General features: G+C 71.0%; 13 protein-coding genes. 3 read left to right on the forward strand and 10 right to left on the reverse strand.

Annotation, left to right across the window (positions count from 1 at the left end; translation table 11 throughout):
- Nucleotides 1–88: 88 nt before the first annotated feature.
- The 3 genes from ACLJQZ_RS06760 to glf are packed head-to-tail and all read right to left on the reverse strand — an operon-like array spanning nucleotide 89 to nucleotide 2,806.
- Nucleotides 89–1,075: a decaprenyl-phosphate phosphoribosyltransferase gene (locus ACLJQZ_RS06760; protein ID WP_410619220.1), complete on the reverse strand. Its 987-nt coding sequence runs from the start codon at nucleotides 1,073–1,075 to the stop codon at nucleotides 89–91.
- Nucleotides 1,072–1,590, reverse strand: coding sequence for a phosphatase PAP2 family protein (locus tag ACLJQZ_RS06765; protein WP_328613390.1), 519 nt, complete (start codon nucleotides 1,588–1,590; stop codon nucleotides 1,072–1,074). Before ACLJQZ_RS06765 ends, ACLJQZ_RS06760 begins: the two co-directional genes overlap by 4 nt.
- On the reverse strand, nucleotides 1,583–2,806 hold the full coding sequence (gene glf / locus ACLJQZ_RS06770; protein WP_247059928.1) for a UDP-galactopyranose mutase: 1,224 nt from the start codon (nucleotides 2,804–2,806) through the stop codon (nucleotides 1,583–1,585). Before glf ends, ACLJQZ_RS06765 begins: the two co-directional genes overlap by 8 nt.
- Nucleotides 2,807–2,886: 80 nt before the next feature.
- Between glf and ACLJQZ_RS06775 the strand changes: the two genes are divergently transcribed.
- Nucleotides 2,887–4,896, forward strand: a complete 2,010-nt coding sequence (locus ACLJQZ_RS06775; protein WP_410619221.1) for a DUF6541 family protein — start codon at nucleotides 2,887–2,889, stop codon at nucleotides 4,894–4,896.
- Between the two features lie 138 nt (nucleotides 4,897–5,034).
- Here ACLJQZ_RS06775 and ACLJQZ_RS06780 read toward each other — a convergent pair whose 3' ends face one another.
- Complete coding sequence (locus ACLJQZ_RS06780; RefSeq protein WP_410619222.1) at nucleotides 5,035–5,931, reverse strand: LLM class flavin-dependent oxidoreductase; 897 nt, start codon at nucleotides 5,929–5,931, stop codon at nucleotides 5,035–5,037.
- Between the two features lie 96 nt (nucleotides 5,932–6,027).
- Between ACLJQZ_RS06780 and ACLJQZ_RS06785 the strand changes: the two genes are divergently transcribed.
- Complete coding sequence (locus tag ACLJQZ_RS06785; RefSeq protein WP_410619553.1) at nucleotides 6,028–6,828, forward strand: HAD family hydrolase; 801 nt, start codon at nucleotides 6,028–6,030, stop codon at nucleotides 6,826–6,828.
- 4 nt (nucleotides 6,829–6,832) lie between these two features.
- Here the strand turns inward: ACLJQZ_RS06785 and ACLJQZ_RS06790 are convergent, their stop codons facing one another.
- The 3 genes from ACLJQZ_RS06790 to ACLJQZ_RS06800 form a co-directional block, all read right to left on the reverse strand.
- A complete protein-coding gene (locus ACLJQZ_RS06790; RefSeq protein WP_410619223.1) occupies nucleotides 6,833–7,564 on the reverse strand; it encodes a lysophospholipid acyltransferase family protein in 732 nt (243 codons plus the stop codon).
- Nucleotides 7,565–7,633: 69 nt separating this feature from the next.
- On the reverse strand, nucleotides 7,634–9,067 hold the full coding sequence (locus ACLJQZ_RS06795) for a hypothetical protein (protein WP_410619224.1): 1,434 nt from the start codon (nucleotides 9,065–9,067) through the stop codon (nucleotides 7,634–7,636).
- Nucleotides 9,064–10,728, reverse strand: coding sequence for a hypothetical protein (locus ACLJQZ_RS06800; RefSeq protein ID WP_410619225.1), 1,665 nt, complete (start codon nucleotides 10,726–10,728; stop codon nucleotides 9,064–9,066). Before ACLJQZ_RS06800 ends, ACLJQZ_RS06795 begins: the two co-directional genes overlap by 4 nt.
- A 194-nt stretch (nucleotides 10,729–10,922) precedes the next feature.
- Here ACLJQZ_RS06800 and ACLJQZ_RS06805 point away from each other — a divergent pair, with 194 nt between their 5' ends.
- A complete protein-coding gene (locus ACLJQZ_RS06805) occupies nucleotides 10,923–12,806 on the forward strand; it encodes a DUF6541 family protein (RefSeq protein ID WP_410619226.1) in 1,884 nt (627 codons plus the stop codon).
- A gap of 202 nt (nucleotides 12,807–13,008) precedes the next feature.
- On the opposite strand, the gene ACLJQZ_RS06810 is transcribed toward ACLJQZ_RS06805, so the two are convergent.
- The 3 genes from ACLJQZ_RS06810 to ACLJQZ_RS06820 are packed head-to-tail and all read right to left on the reverse strand — an operon-like array spanning nucleotide 13,009 to nucleotide 16,298.
- A complete protein-coding gene (locus ACLJQZ_RS06810) occupies nucleotides 13,009–13,992 on the reverse strand; it encodes a lysylphosphatidylglycerol synthase transmembrane domain-containing protein (protein ID WP_247059918.1) in 984 nt (327 codons plus the stop codon).
- A gap of 12 nt (nucleotides 13,993–14,004) precedes the next feature.
- Entirely contained in the window at nucleotides 14,005–15,249 is a 1,245-nt protein-coding gene (locus ACLJQZ_RS06815; RefSeq protein ID WP_410619227.1) for an acyl-CoA reductase, read from the reverse strand.
- On the reverse strand, nucleotides 15,246–16,298 hold the full coding sequence (locus ACLJQZ_RS06820) for an acyl-protein synthetase (RefSeq protein WP_410619228.1): 1,053 nt from the start codon (nucleotides 16,296–16,298) through the stop codon (nucleotides 15,246–15,248). The genes ACLJQZ_RS06815 and ACLJQZ_RS06820 overlap by 4 nt, the downstream gene beginning before the upstream one ends.
- Nucleotides 16,299–16,322: the final 24 nt, after the last annotated feature.

A 16,322-nucleotide genomic window follows, 5' to 3' on the forward strand; every position in this document is an offset into this window, starting at 1 on the left:
ACGAGCGCGCTGCCCGCCCCCACCACCTCAGGGTGACCCCGTCAGCTGTGCTGAACCTGAAGCCAACCTGTCGATCGGCCATGAGACTTCACAGGTAGAACGACAGGAACAGCGTGGCCACCCACGTCGCGCCGAGCACCTGGAGCACGCGGTCCTTGAGCGCGATCTCCTCGGGCTCGCCCGCGATGCCGCCGTCGACGTCCACCGCGTAGCGCAGCACCGCCACCACGAACGGCACCATCGAGATGAGCGCCCACACCGAGTTGTGCTCGGTCTGGCGGATCTCGAACGCCCACAGGCAGTAGGACATGATCAGGATCGCCGCGGACGTCGCCCAGACGAACCGCAGGTAGCTGGCCGAGTACTTCTTCAGCGACGACCGGATCTTCGCCCCGGTGCGCTCGAACAGCATGATCTCCGCGTAGCGCTTGCCGGCCACCATGAACAGCGAGCCGAACGCCGTGACCAGCAGGAACCACTGCGAGAGCGCCAGGCCGCCCGCGACACCACCGGCGATCGAGCGCATCAGGAAGCCCGAGCCGACGATGGCCAGGTCGACCACCGGCTGGTGCTTGAGGCCGAAGCAGTAGCCGAGCTGGACGGCTTCGTAGACCGCCAGCACGACCGCCAGCTGCCAGCTGGCGAGGAACGAGACGCCGAGGCCGGCGAGGAAGAACACGACCGCGGACCCGTACGCGACGGGCACCGGCACGATCCCGGCCGCGATCGGCCGGTTCCGCTTGGTCGGGTGCGCCTTGTCGGCCTCGACGTCGACCGCGTCGTTGATGAGGTAGACCGAGCTCGCCACCAGCGAGAAGGCCACGAAGGCGACGATCGCGTCGAGCAGCAGGCCCGTGCGGTCGGTCGATTTCGAGAAGGCGAAGAACGGGGCCGCGAAGACCAGCACGTTCTTCACCCACTGGCGCGGACGTGCGGTCTTGATCACGCCGCCGACCAGGCCGAACGGGCCGCGTGCCGCGGTCCCCGCCGTCGTCTCCGCCGTCACCGGTGTCTCCGGTGCCTCAGGAGTCACGGCCGCTTCGTCGCTGTTGCGCTGCTCGGTCGTCTCGCTCATGGGTTCTTCTTCAGCTTCCGTCGTATCAGACCACCGACGAGCCCCCCGAGGGCCGCACCGGCCAGAACGTCTGTCGGATAGTGAACGCCGAGCACGAGCCGCGAGGCGAGCATCGGCGGTACCAGGGCGGGCACCAGGTTACGCCCGGTCAATCCGGAGTAGAGCACCGCCGCCGCCGTCGTGGACGTCGCGTGCGACGACGGGAAGCTCAGCTTGCTCGGCGTGCCGACCAGAACCTCCACGCTCGGGTGGTCCGGACGCGGCCGCCTGACCACGCGTTTCACCGCGATCGACGCCGCGTGGGCGCCGACGACGCCGGCCGACGCGATCAGCCAGTCCTTGCGCCGCTTCTTGTCGACGGCGGCGCCGATCAAGCCGATGCTGAACCAGCCGATGGCGTGCTCGCCGAAGTGCGACATGCCGCGCGCGGCTTTCACCGAAACGTCACTCTTCAGAAAGCCCTGCGCCTTCGAGAGGACCGCGACCTCGCCCGTCGGGGCGCCCTTCTCAAGCATCGAGGGACCCGTCGAGCGGCGCGCCGTCGGTCAGGTGCGGGGCGATCTTGTTGTCGAACGCCGAGAGCGCCGACCCGATGGCCATGTGCATGTCGAGGTACTTGTACGTGCCCAGCCGGCCGCCGAACAGCACGTTCTTCTCGCGCGCCTCGGTCTTCGCCAGCTCGCGGTAGGCCTCGAGCTTCTCGCGGTTGTCCGGGGTGTTGATCGGGTAGTACGGCTCGTCCTCTTCCTTCGCGAAGCGGGAGAACTCGCGGAAGATGACCGTCTTGTCCTTGGGGTAGTCCCGCTCCGGGTGGAAGTGCCGGAACTCGATGATCCGGGTGTAGGGCACTTCCTGGTCGTTGTAGTTGACGACCGGGGCGCCCTGGAAGTCACCGGTCTCGGCGACCTCGGACTCGAAGTCGACGGTGCGCCAGGTGAACCGGCCCGCGGAGTAGCCGAAGTAGCGGTCCAGCGGCCCGGTGTAGACGGTCGGGGTGCCCGCCGGGATGTGCTCGCGGACGTCGAAATAGTCGACGTTCAGCCGGATGTCGATGTTCTCGTGCTCGGCCATCTTCTCGAGCCACGCGGTGTACCCGTTGACGGGCAGGCCCTCGTAGGTGTCGTTGAAGTACCGGTTGTCGTAGGTGTAGCGGACCGGCAGGCGCGTGATGATGTTCGCGCCCAGGTTCTTGGGGTCGTTCTCCCACTGCTTCGCGGTGTACCCGCGGATGAACGCCTCGTAGAGGGGCCGGCCGACCAGCGAGATGGCCTTCTCCTCGAGGTTCTCCGCCGTGTCGGTCTCGAACTCGGACGACTGCTTGGCGATGAGCTCGCGGGCCTCGTCCGGGGTGTGCGCCTTGCCGAAGAACTGGTTGATCAGCGCCAGGTTCATCGGGAACGAGTAGACCTGGTCCTTGACCCGGGCGAAGACGCGGTGCTGGTAGCCGGTGAACTCGGTGAACCGGTTCACGTACTCCCACACGCGCTTGTTCGACGTGTGGAACAGGTGCGCACCGTACTTGTGCACCTCGATGCCGGTCTCGGGCTCGGCCTCCGAGTAGGCGTTGCCGCCGATGTGGCTGCGCCGCTCGAGGATGAGGACCTTCTTGCCCAGCTCGGCCGCGGCCCGTTCGGCGACGGTCAGGCCGAAGAATCCGGACCCGACGACGACGAGGTCGTAACCTGCGAAATCGGCTTCAGTAATCTTGGCGGGGTTCGTGTGCGCGCTCACGGGCGTCGAGGTTACGCAGTCCGGTCACCCTGTCCGCATCCGACCTATCACATTTCGACTTACGACACACCTGGAAAGCAGTGCCTGCACCCGAGGACTTCTGGAGCTACTTCGCCGCCGTGGCCACCTACGTGGCCGTGCTGGCGGTCCCCGGCGGCGTCGTCGGGTGGGCCGCCGGCCTGCGCGGCTGGGCCCTCGCGGGCCTCGCGCCGCTGCTCAGCTACGCCATCACCGGCCTGGCCGGTCCCTGGCTGGCGATCGCCCACGTGCCGTACGGCCCGCTCAGCGTCGCCGCGTGCACGCTGCTGCTCGCGGCCGTGCTGTACGGCCTGCGCCGGCTGGCCGTGGCCCGGGGGTGGATGACGCCGGGCGCCGAGGAGCCGCACCAGGCGTGGACCCGCCGGGCGCACCTCGCCGTCGCCTGCTGCGTCGGGATCGCGACGGCGGTGTCGATCGCCGTGGTGGTGTCCGGCCGCGGCGGCACGACCGCCGTCTTCCAGCGCTGGGACACCGTCTTCCACGCCAACGGCATCCGCTACATCGCCGACACCGGCGATGGCTCGCTGACCGGCATGGGCACCCTCAACTGGTACCCCGACGGCTCGTTCTACCCGAACGCCTATCACCTGGTCGGCGCGCTGGTCTACCAGCTGTCCGGGACGTCGATCCCGGTCACGCTGAACGCCGTCACGATGCCGATCGCCGGGCTGTTCGCGCTGGCCATGGTCGCGCTGGTGCGCCAGCTCGGCGGCCGCGCGGTGTTCGCGGGCTGCGCCGCGCTGGTCGCCGGCGGAGCTACCACCGGCGCGTACGAGTCGGTGTCGAGCGGGCTGCTGCCGTTCGCGCTGGGCATCGTCCTGACGCCGCTGGCCGCGGTCGCGCTGCAGCGGTTCGTCGTCCGGCCGGGCGTCGACACCGGCGCGGTGCTGGCCCTGAGCGCGGCGGGCCTGCTCGCCGCGCACTCGAGCGCGTTGTTCGGCGCGATCCTGTTCGCGTTGCCGCTGGTCGTGCAGCGCTGGTACCGGGCGCTGCGCGGCCGCCGCGTCGACGGCGTCCCCGACGGCAAGGCCGCTTGGCGCGTCGCGGGCGGCGACGTGCTGAAGATGATCCCGGTGATGGCGGGGGCCGGCCTGCTGGCCGCGCCGCACATCCTGGGCGCGATCACCTTCACGTCCGGGTCCTACCCGTACCACCCGTGGGGCTCGCACATGGCGGTGTGGAAGGCCCTGGCCATGCTGGCGACGTTCAAGCAGGTGCTGCCGGTGCCGCAGATCTGGCTCACGGTGTTCCTGGCGTTCGGCGCGCTCACGCTGGTGGCGCTGCGGCGGCTGCGCTGGGTGGTGCTCTCGGCGCTGGGCCTGTCGGCGCTGTTCGTCGTCGTCGCGTGCTTCGGCGGCGAAGACTGGGTGATCTCGCTCTCGCGGCCGTGGTGGAACGACCGGTTCCGGCTGATGGCGCTGGCGGCGATCCCGATGTGCCTGATCGCGGCGCACGGCATGAGCGAGGCCCAGCGGTGGCTGGCGAAGCTCGCCGGCGGACGCGCCTGGGTGCGCGCGCGGCCGTGGCTGACCGGCCGGGTCGGGCTGGCGACGGCGGTGCTGATCGTGGTCGCGATGGGCGTGCTGACCGGCGGGTTCTACCGCGCGGCCAACGCCAAGACGGTGTCGCTGCTCTACTACAACGGCCTGCCCGGCGAGGTGGTCCCGCCGGTCAGCCAGGACGAGATCGACGCGATGGACCGGCTGGGCACGCTGGGCATCCCCGGCGACCAGAAGGTGCTCAACGACCGCCTCGACGGCACGGCCTGGATGTACGCGCTGACCGGCGTGCACCCGGTGGCCGCGCACTACGACGCCGGCGCGGTGAACCCCGACGCCGTCTACCTGGCGGCGCACTTCCGCGACTACGACACCGACCCCCGGGTCCGCGCGGTGGCGCAGCAGCTGAACGTGCACTACGTGCTGGTCGGCAGCGGCACGATCCGCCGGGACACACCCATCTCGCCGGGCCTGCAGAAGCTGGACGGGCTGGACTTCGTGAGCGTCGTCTACCGGAACCCGGGCGCCGTCATCTACCGGATCACCAAATAGACAAAGCCCTCGTGGCCGCGGCGCCCCGTGCCGCGGCCACGAGGGCCTCCCGTCCCCCAACCACCCCCGGGGTGATCCTTGGCGTCTGCTCTGAAGGACGCCTGAGGGACGGCAATCGGTTTCCCGGCTACCCGGATGTCACCCGTTCGGCCCAGCGTGCAGCTCCGGCAGGACGTCGCTCGCCACCTGCTCCAGCACGGCTTCGTGGCCCTCGTACGGCGACGACGACCGCGGCCAGTGCGCGATGACGTCGGTGAAGCCCAGCTCGCCCGCGCGGCCGGCCGCGTCGCGGAACGCGTCCACGCTGCTCAGCGAGAACACCGGGCACGAGTCCAGGCTGAGGTGACGCTGGATGCCCGCCCGCTCGCGGCCGACGGCGTCGAGGCGCTCGTCGAAGACCTCGGTCAGTTCCTTGATCCCGCGCCACCAGGCGTCGACGGTCTCGCCGCCCTTGCCGGTGGTCACCCAGCCCGCGCCGAACCGGGCCGCGAGCGTCATCGTGCGCGGGCCGTTGGCCGCGACCACGAACGGCAGCCGCGGCCGCTGGACGGTGCCTGGCAGGTTTCGGGCGCCGCGGGCCTTGTAGTACTCGCCGTCGAAGTCGAACTTGTCGGTCATCAGCAGCCCGTCGAGCGACTCGACGAACTCCGTGAAGCGGTCGACGCGCTGCTTCGTCGTCAGCTCCGGCGCGTCGAGCACCTCGCCGTCGTAGTGCCGGTGGTCGACACCCGCGCCGACACCGAGGACGAACCGGCCGTCGGAGACGTCGTCGAGGGTGGTCAGCTCGCGCATGAACGGCACGGGGTGCCGCGCGACCGGCGACGCCACGAAGGTGCCGAGCCGGATGCGGGACGTCACCATCGCCGCCGCGGTCAGGGTCGGGATCGCGGAGAACCACGGGCCGTCGACCAGATTGCGCCAGCCCAGGTGGTCGTACGTCCACGCGTGGTCGAAGCCGTACTCCTCGGCGGCCCGCCACTTCGGCTCGGCGGCCCACCAACGATCTTCCGGGAGAATCACGATGCCTACTCGCACAGTGCGGGACGGTATAGGCAACAACCGACATTCTCACGGACGGGCGGGACCTCACCCGGACGTGTCAGGGACAATGACGGGGTGGAGAGACCCCTTCTGATCGCGTCCGACGTCGACGGCACCCTGCTCGGCCCGTCCGAAGCCCTCAGCGAGCGCACCATCGCGACCGTGCGCCGGGTGATCGAGGCCGGTGTGCCGTTCGTACTGGCCAGCGGCCGGCCGCCGCGCTGGATCGCGCCGATCGCGCGGCCGCTCGAGCTGACCGGGTACGCGGTGTGCGCGAACGGCGCCGTGCTCTACGACTGCGGCACCGAGGAGATCGTCGAGGTCCACGGCCTGCTCGAACCCTCGCTGCTGCACGACATCGCGAGCGCGCTGGATAAGGCGCTGCCCGGCTGCCGGCTGGCCTCGGAACGCGTCGCCATCGGCGCGGTGGACCACGACATGCGCAACTTCGTGATCGAGCCGGACTACCACAACCCGTGGGGCGACAACGAAGGCCGCACCGGGCCGCGCGCCGAGGTGCTCGGGCACCCGGCGATCAAGCTGCTGGTCAGCCACCGCGGCATGACCTCCGAAGAGATGGCCGAAGCCGTGAACTCGCTGTTCGGCCGCGAGGTCGACGCCACCTACTCGTCGTCCGGCGGGCTGGTCGAGATCGCCGCGCACGGCATCACCAAGGCGACCGGCCTCGCCGACGTCGCCGCGCGCTTCGAGGTCCCGGCCGACCGGGTGATCGCCTTCGGCGACATGCCCAACGACCTCGAGATGCTCAGCTGGGCCGGCCACGGCGTGGCCATGGAGAACGGCCACCCGGCGGTGCTCGGCGTGGCCGACGAGGTCACCGGCCCGGCCGGGGACGACGGCGTCGCGCAGGTCCTCGAGCGCTGGTTCTGAGGCGTCAGGAGCGGTTGTCGAGCTCGGCCGCTTCCTCCGGCGTGGGCGCGGTCCCGCCCAGGTGGGCGGGCAGCCACCAGCGTTCCTCGTCGGACGCGGGCCGGTCCGGGTAGTCGGCTTGGGCGCGGTCGACGAGCGCGCTCATCCGGTCGCGCAGCTCCTTCGTCACGACGTCCCAGTCGTCGCCCTTCGCCGGGTGCATCGGCTCGCCGATGAGGATCGAGACCGGCACGTGCCGCCGCGTCAGGTCCTTCGGCCGGCCCTTCGTCCAGAGCCGCTGGGTGCCCCACAGCGCCATCGGCACGACCGGGACGTTCGCCGCCGCGGCCATCCGGACGGCGCCCGACTTGATCTCCTTGACGGTGAACGACCGGCTGATGGTCGCCTCCGGGAAGACACCGACGACCTCGCCGTCCTTCAGCTTCTGGAGGGCCTCGCGGTAGGAGGCGATGCCCGCGGCGCGGTCGACGGGGATGTGGTGCATCCCGCGCATCAGCGGCCCGGCGATCTTGTTGTCGAAGATCTCCTGCTTCGCCATGAACCGCGTCAGCCGCTTGGCCTGCCGCCCGCCGAGGCCGCAGAAGATGAAGTCCAGGTAGCTCACGTGGTTGCACGCGATGACCGCGCCGCCGGTGCGCGGGATGTGCTCCGCGCCCTCGATCCGGATACGGTTGTCCAGTACCCGGAACATCGTCCGGGCCGCCGCGATCACGGGCGGGTACACGAAGTCAGCCATCCCGCCAGGTTACGGGACCGTAGGTTGGGGCCGTGCGTTCAGCGGGGAAGAACACAAACCGGGCGAACCTCACGCCGCCCGCACGCCGGCCCGCCGGCCGGGCGCGGCGAGCACCAGGGCCAGCAGCAGCGTGAACAGCGCGACGGACTGGTGCTTGATACCTTCGATGCCGTCGCCGAGCGCCGCCATGCCGAACTGCGTCACCGAGACGACCAGCAGGAACGCCAGCACGACGCCCAGCGCGGCCCGGCGCCGGCGCCACGCCCGGGCCGCCACCAGCAGCCACAGCGGCACCAGTGCGAACAGCCCGAGCGGCGCGATCAGCCCGGTCAGCCACGACACGACCGGCACCCGGTACTCCTGCGCGTGCGGCGCGAAGCCCGCGGACTGGTCGAAGCTGCCGAGGTAGTCCGGCCGCGCGGTGAGCTGGTCGGTCGCGGCGCGGTTCAGCACCCCGAGCGTCCGGCCGGGGTGGCTCGCGAAGTAGGCGATGACGTTCGCGCGGTCCATCCGGTCGCGGTAGGCCGGGTAGAGCGGGTCGATCCGCGCCGGGTGCGGGTGCCACCAGCCGTTGCCCGCGTACTGCGCGAACGACGGCGGCAGCCCGAGGTCCGCCAGGTCGGCCCGGGTGTCGTGCCGGCCGTCGACGATGTTCAGGAAGATCGTGTTGAACATGTTGATCTCGCGCGAGTCGTCGCCGGGCAGCTCTGCGAGCGTTCCCTCGGGGGTGACGGCGGGCTCGACGCTCAGCTGCGCGGCGAGCGTGCAGGCCCCGAGCGCGCCGATGACCAGCACCGCCGCCGCCCAGCGCCGGGCCCCGCGCAGCGTGCCCGGCCGGACCAGCAGGATCGCGACCACCAGGATCGGCAGGATGGTCAGCGTCTGGACCTTGGCGTTGACCGCCAGGACGCCACCGGCGAGCGTCACGGCCATGCCCGCGTAGCTCCACCGGCCGTCCCGCGCGGTGAGCAGCAGGCCGCCGGCGATCAGCAGCAGCCCGAGGAAGGCCGCGCCTTCACCGAGCACCGCCGCGAAGTACCCGAAGAACGCCGAATCGGCGACGACCAGCAGCAGACCGGCCGCCACGGCGAGCCGCGCCCGGCGGCCGTACGGCAGGCCGAGCACGATCGCGGCGACGGCCGCGGCGGCGATCAGGCTGCTCAGCAGGCCGAGGACGACCAGGCTCAGCGTCGCGGGGGAACCGAAGAGGCCGCCGAGCCGGACGGCCAGGTCGGCCAGCCAGCTCTGCGTCAGCAGGTAGGTGGGCCGGCACGGCGCCGCGCCGGGCGGGGCGCTGTAGGCGAGGTGGATGAACGGCTCGGGCCCGCCGTGCCAGGTGATGCCGGCGCCGCAGAGCACGCGCAGGCCATCGCCGTTGTTGGACATCGCGATCGGGCGCGGCACCAGGAACCGCAGCACGAACAGGGTCAACGACGCCGCGAAGACCCCGATCCCGAGCGCGGCCTCGGAGGTCAGCCGCTGCTTCGGGACGTCGAGTTTCACGAAGGACAGGGTACGTAGCGGAAGTCCGGATCCTTGTCGAGGTCGTCGACCACGGACTTCGCCTGCTCGGCCCGCGGGTAGACGGAGACCCAGTACGGCGTGCCGACCCGGCGGAACGTCGCGACCTCGTACTGGCCCGCGTAGACGGGGTCGATGGTGCAGTGCTGGCTGTCGGCGTAACCGCCGTCGGCGGGCACGGCGACGGTCGGACGGCGGCCGTTGACGACGTAGTCGTAGTCCGTGGCGTACCCGCCGTCGTGCGTCCCGTCACGCGCGATGTGGTCGTCGGTGCGGCCGAGGACATCGACGATGAGCAGCTGCCCGCCGCGGGCCGAGAGCGCGCCGGGCGCGGCGGCGCTGACCACCGACCCCGGCGGCAGGTACGTGCCCAGCCAGCCGCCGATCTCGGTGAGCTCGGTGCCGTAGGTATGCCAGTCGCGCACCCGGCCGAGCATCTCGGGGCTGAACACCGAGACGAGCACGGCGATCCCGGCCAGGCCGCAGGCGGTCACCGGGACCAGCCGGGTGCCGGCGGGCCAGGCGCGCGGCCGCGGTGACGGCTTGACCTCGACGTCCGCCGTCAGCACGCCGTAGGCCGCGACGGACCCGACCGCGAGCAGGGGCGGCACCGCGGCCAGCAGCCGCCACGACGGCCCGGCGTCGCCGCCCGACAGGACGGCCGCGGCGGCGAGGCCGGCCGTCATGGCGAACATCAGCCAGATCAGCGCCCGGGACTCCAGCGCGGCACCGGCCGCGCGACGCAGCAGCAGGGCGACCGCGGCGACCAGCGCGAGCAGCAGGAAACCCTGGTGCACCAAGGCGAACCCGGACAGGTACGGCCAGCCGCCCGCCACCTGCACGCCGAACGGGCCGCCGAGTTTCGCGGCCAGCGGCGCCGGGACGTAGTGCTGGTAGAACGTCAGCCGCCAGGCCAGCCGGGGGATCAGGAACACCAGCGCGCCCAGCGTGTAGCCCGCGGGCGCCCACCAGCTGTGCTGCTTCTTCACGGCGGCACCGGCCAGCCAGAGACCGCCGAGGACCGCGATCACCACGCCCTCCGGGCTCGTCATGACGGCGAACGCGACGAGCACCCCGGCCACGAGCGGGCGGCGCGCCGCGAGCGAGTAGCAGACGGCGAGGACGAGGAGCACGAACAGCGGCACCTCGGAGCCGGACGGCCCGTAGACGGCCAGCCCGCCGGCGGCCGCGGTGAGCACCGCGGCGGCGACCCCGATCGCCGGCCGCGGCTCGGTGCCCTCCGGCGTCGCGGCGGCGACCACCCGATTGACGAGGAAGTAGGAAAGCAACACACAACCGAGGGCCGAGAGAACTCCGAACACGACGGCGGTGGTTTGCACGTCGGCGCCGAATGCGGCGCGTGGAAGGGCGATCAGCACCAGCCAGAAGAAGTTCGTATATCCCTCGACGCGTTCACCGGGGTTGAAGACCGGGCCGTTGCCGTCGGCGATGTTCGTCGCGTACCGGAACGAAACGAGCGCGTCTTCCGTGACGGTCGCGAACAACAGCTGGTGCAGCAGCGAGAGACCGAGCGTGAGGGTGAGGACGACCCCGCGCAGGCCGCGGTCGGTGCCCAGCCGGCCCCAGGTCAGCACCACGATCGCGGCGAGCACCAGCCACGCCACCACGACCGCGTAGACCACCCGGCCCCCTCACCTCGTCGCCCTGCCGGCCCCGCCAGGTTATCGGGCATCGGGAGGCGAACCCCGGGCCAATATAACCCGATCGGGTGGCAATTCCGACGATTGCCGCGACGCCTTCGAAATTACGCGCAAAAGCCCTGATCAGGGCCTTCCCCCGGGCTGTCCGGCCGGCCGTTGTCGGCTTAGTCTCCAGCGTGCTCTCCGTCTGCGTTGCCATTGCCGTCATCGCCGTCCCGGGCCTCCTGACCGGGTACGCGGCGGGCGTGCGCGGCTGGGCCCTGGCCGGGCTGACGCCGTTGCTGAGCTACGCCGTCGGCGGGCTGACCGGACCGTGGACCGCGGCGGCGGGCCTGTCGTTCACCCCGCTGACCTACGCCGTGTCGACCGTCGTGTTCGTCGCGATCGCTTTCGGGGTCCGGAAACTGACCATGCGCCGCCGGCCGCCGGAGCCCGGGCCGGGGCTGTGGGCGCGGCGCGGGCACCTCGCGGTGGGGGCGTGCCTGCTGTTCGCGGCGGTGATCGGCGGTTACGCGACCCTGCTCGGCCTCGGGCACCTCGGCGCGCTGCCGCAGGGGTTCGACGCGGTGTACCACGGGAACGCCGTCCGCTACATCGCCGACACCGGCGACGGCGGGCTGTTCGGCACCGGCCACGTGAACTGGTACGGCGACGCGGCGCCGGTGTTCTACCCCAACGCCTACCACCTGCTCGCGGGCGTGACCTACCGGCTGAGCGGCGCGTCGATCCCGGCGGTGCTGGACGCGAACACCGTGCTGCTGCCGGGTTTGCTGGCGCTGTCGCTGGTGACGCTGGTGCGCGAGTTCCGCGGCCGCGCGGTGCTGGCCGGCGCGGTCGCGCTGACGGCGGTGGCGCCGGTGATGGGCGTCTACGAGTCGATGGACCGCGGCCCGCTGCTGCCGTTCGCGCTGGGGCTGACGCTGACGCCGTTGAGCGCGGTCGCGCTGCGCCGGTACCTGGAGCGGGTCGCGCCGGACACCGGGCTGGTGCTGCTGCTGGCCGCGGTCGGGCTGCTGTGCGTCCACTCGTCGACGTTGTTCGGCGGGATCCTGTTCGCCGGCCCGCTGCTGGTCCAGCGCTGGCTCGGCGGGTGGCGCCGGATCGGCCGCGACCTGCTGGCGCTGCTGCCGATCGCGGTGGTGGCGCTGCTGGTGGCGTGGCTGCAGCTGTTCGGGGCGCTGGGCCTGGCGAACAGCGCGGTGCCGTACTACGGCTGGCCGAGCGAGTGGCGCGCGTCGACGGCGCTGGGCGCGCTGCTCGGGTTCCAGCACCAGGAGCCGCACCCGCAGATCTGGCTGTCGGTGGCGTTGTTCCTGGGCATCGTGTTCTTCGCCCGCGCGGGGGCGCTGCGCTGGATCGGCCTGACGGCGGCGGTGACGGGCCTGGCGTACATGGCGGTGGCGTCGTCGAACGCCCCGCTGGTGATGGCGCTGTCGAGGCCGTGGTGGGACGACCCGTACCGGTTCTTCGCGATGGCGGCGGTCCCCCTGTGCGTCCTGGCGGCGCACGGCTTGGCGGAGACGCAGGCGTGGCTGTCTTCGCGGTTCTCGCGGATACCGGCGGTCGCCGTGGCGGTGGTGGTGCTGCTGGGGTTCGTCCTGCTGTCGAACGGCCTGTACTTCCGGTCCAACGGTGCCCGGGTGGCCGCGGGCTACCAGGCCGCGGACCCGGCGAAGCTGCGGGTGACGCCGGGCGAGGCGACGGCGATGGCGGAGCTCGGGAAGCTGGCCAAGCCGGGCGAGTGGGCGATGAACGACCGCTTCGACGGGACGGCGTGGACGTACGCGCTCTCGGGCGTCCGCACGGTGGCGGCGCACTACGACGAGACGCTCCCACCGTCGGACGCACTGCTGCTGGCGGACCGGTTCCGCGACTACGAGACGGACCCGGCGGTGCGGGCGGCGGTGCGGCGGTTGAACGTGCGCTGGGTGATCTTGGGGAAGCCGTCCACGGAGCCGGGGAAGCCGTACCAGCCGGGGCTGATCGGGCTGGCCGGGGAGCCCTTCCTGCAGGAGGTCTGGCGTGACTCGGACGCGGTGATTTATCGACTCCGGCCCTGAAGTTGTCCACAGGTGCACAAGCGCCTGTGGACAACTTGGGTACAGGCCTGTGGGTAGCTGCCCGATCGTGCGGAAATCGGGGTGGAATGCTGTGACAGCCCCGGAAAGCCCGCTTGCGTCACGGTGACGAAAGGCCCCGGTTCCGGCTCCGAAGAGGGCTCTGGCGGCCTAGTTGTCCACAGGCCAAGAGCGAATCGGCAGGTCAGGCGGCTGCGGGGGTCTTGCCGCGCAGCGAGCGGGCCGCGAGGGCCGCGCCGCCCGCCGTCAGCAGGTCCGCGACCGTGAACATCACCCGGGAAGCCACCGCGAACGCCGTGGCCTGGCCGACCGTCAGGCCGCTCGCCGTGAGGACCGCGACCTGGGCCACTTCGCGGACGCCGACGCCGCTGGGCAGGATGAACGCGAACGTGCCCACCGTCATCGCCACGGCCATCGCGCCGACGCAGAGGATGAAGCCGCTGATGCCGGGGGTGCCCACGGAGTTCGCCAGGAGCCACAGGTGGACGCCCTGCAGGCACCACGCCGCCGTGGAGGCGCCGAAGACCTTGCCGACGACCTTCCAGGTCAGCGGCTGTTGCAGCGGCGGGCGGCGCAGCACACGCAGCACCAGCGACGTGCCCCACGTCAGGATCTTCGGGTGCAGCATCGCCAGGCCGACCGGGATCAGCACGAACAGCCACAGCGCGCGCGGGCTGTTGCTGAACACCGCCGGGGCCGCCAGCAGCGACACGACCAGCGCCGACACGATGCCGACGCCGAGCTGGATCAGCGAACCGGTGAAGATGCGGGCGCGGGCCAGGCCCGCCTTGCGGCCCAGCTCCATCTGCAGCAGGTACGCCCAGACCGAGCCTGGCACGTACTTGCCGAGCGAGCCGACCAGGCAGATCTGGGCGCCGCGGGCGTAGCCGATCGGCTTGCCCAGGTCGTCGACCATCACCTGCCAGCCCCAGGTGGACACCATGATCGCCGCGACCAGGGCCACCAGGCTCAGCAGCGACGACTGCCAGGCCACGTCGTGCAGGGTGCGCCAGAACTCACCCCAGTTCGCCGCGAGCTGCTTGGCCGCGAAGCCGATGACCAGCAGGATCGCGACCCACCTGACGACGTCGAGGATCTTCGCCTTGGTGGACTTCGGCTGCTTTTTGGCAGCCGGCGTCTCCCACTCCGGCGACTCCAGTGTCGTCATTGACGCATCTCCTCAGGCCTGCACGGTGACCAGGCGGCTGAACTCGGCCAGCAGATCGTAACCGTCCCAGACCGCGGAGAACGTCAGGGCGGACCCGAACGGCACGATCCGGTCGACTCCGCGACCGGCCAGTTCGTACGCGAACGCCGTCAGCTCTTCCGTGGTAAAGCCGAACTGGCCGACCGTCTGGTCCTTGCGGAGGACGGTCGGGACCAAATCGGACAGAGACGCGACCCGCGCGTTGGCGAACGTGCCAGCGCCGAGCCACTCGCGCGGCATGGTCGCCGGGTCGGCCAGCTCCAGCGTGGCCAGCCCGTTGCCCGCGAAGGAGATGTCCTTGACCAGGCCGTCGACCGCCGCGCCGTACGCCGAGACGCGCTTCTGGACCGCCATCGCCGGCTCGGTGACGTGCTGCTTCGTCTCGAGCACCTGCGCCAGCAGCGTGCGGAACTCCTGCCCCGCGACGCGCGCGCCGTCTTCGTCGCCGACCCAGAACACCGCGCGCGGAGACGAGCAGGCGGCCTGGTCGAACCAGTACGAGTCGTTGTAGAAGCCCTCGGCGGCCGCGCGGCGTTCCGCTTCGGACGCTCGCTGCCAGCCCGCCACCGACGCGACGGCGAACGACGAGCGGTCCGGGAACGTCAGGTCACGCGCGTGCGGCGCGAGCGGGTACTTGCGCAGCGCCGCCACCGAACCGTCGCCGCCCCAGATGACGCGCAGGTCGGCGGCCAGCGACAGGGCGCCGCTCACCTCGTCGCTGCGGTCGTAGGTGACCATCCGCTGGGTGGCGGTGATCGCCGCAGCTGTAGCCGGGTCCACTTCGGACAGTGCGGCGTTCAGCGCCTCCAGCACCGCTTCGGCGGCACCGGCCGAGCGCGACGACACCCGCACGACGTTGTGGTTGCCCGCCAGCGCGGACAACGCCCACGAGTAGACGAAGATCGTGTCGACGTTCGCCGGCGGCACGTGGAACACGAGCCCGCGCGGGAACCGCAGCGCGCCGCCCTTGGTGTCCAGAGTGGACAGCGCCTTGGCGATCTCGCCCTTGCGCAGGAAGAACCCGAGCGACGCCAGCTCCGGGAACCGGCGCGCGGTGGCCGGGGCCAGCAGCTTGCGGGCGAACTTCGTGACGAACTCGACGACCCGCGGGTCACCGACGCGCAACCGGCCACCGGGCGGCTCGACGCGCAGCTCGTCGACCAGGTCGCTCACGGAAACCGCGTCGGACAACGGAAAACGCTGGGTAAGAGTGCTCACGCCGCCGCTCCCGAGAACGTGTCGGAGCAGCCGCGGGCCTCGGCCTTCGGCAGCCGCCCGAGGACGGAGAAGTGCTTGCCCGGCCAGTCGCCGTCGTCGATCCCGTTGTAGACGCCGAGGTCTTCGGTGAGCAGCACGTGCCCGGGGTACGAGCGCGGCAGCGTCGAGACGACCTCGATCACGCCCGGCTCCCCCATCGGCTGCTCTTCCCAGGTCTCCGGGTTGCGGATCACGACGTCGGCGAAGTCCGGGCAGTACAACGAGTTGCCGGACGGGCCCTCGAGGAACACGGTGCCGATCTGCTCGATCATCCCGTAGTAGTTGTGGATCCGGGTGAGCCCGGTGTCTTCCTTGAAGCGGCGCCGGAACTCGGTGTTGTCGACCGCGCGGTCGATCAGCTTCTTCCAGCCACCGGAGTGGACCAGGATGCCGTTGGACAGGTCGAGCTGGTTCTCCCGGGCGACCTCGTAGAGGTACTGCCAGACCATGAACGTGAAGCCGAAGATCAGGAACGGCTTGCCGCCGTACTCGGCCAGGAACTTCTTGACGGCCTCGACGTCCGGCCGGTCGTTCTCGTCGAGCACGTAGGTGTGCTTGCGGCCGAAGTTCGCCATGCCCAGCACCCCCGCGCCGCGCGCGGAGAACGAGCGGCGGTTCTTGATGATGCCGATGGTGTCGACCATCAGCATCGGCAGCCGCTCGCCGCCGAGGACCTCCTGCAGGGTCGCGCCCAGCTGCTTGGTCTGCGCGCCCGCGGCTTCCTTGTCGAGGTAGATCCGCGACGCGCCGGCGCCGGTGGTGCCGGACGACGTGAGGGTCTTGAACACCTCGCTGTCCGGAACGGACTTCAGGTCGTGCGTCTTGAACATCCGCACCGGCAGCCACGGAAGGTCGGCGATCGACGCAAACTGAGCGCTCGGCGCGATTCCCAGCGACGACAGGATTCGTTCGTAGCCTTCGGAATTCGCCCGGTGGTGTGCGGTCAGGGCGGCGAGCTCGGGCAGCAGCAAAGCCTCCCGGTCAGCCTGCGACCGAGTGAACACACTCATGCGCCGACCTCGCTGACGCTCAGC

The organism is Amycolatopsis sp. cmx-8-4 (genome assembly GCF_046548675.1).
Taxonomy (GTDB): domain Bacteria; phylum Actinomycetota; class Actinomycetes; order Mycobacteriales; family Pseudonocardiaceae; genus Amycolatopsis.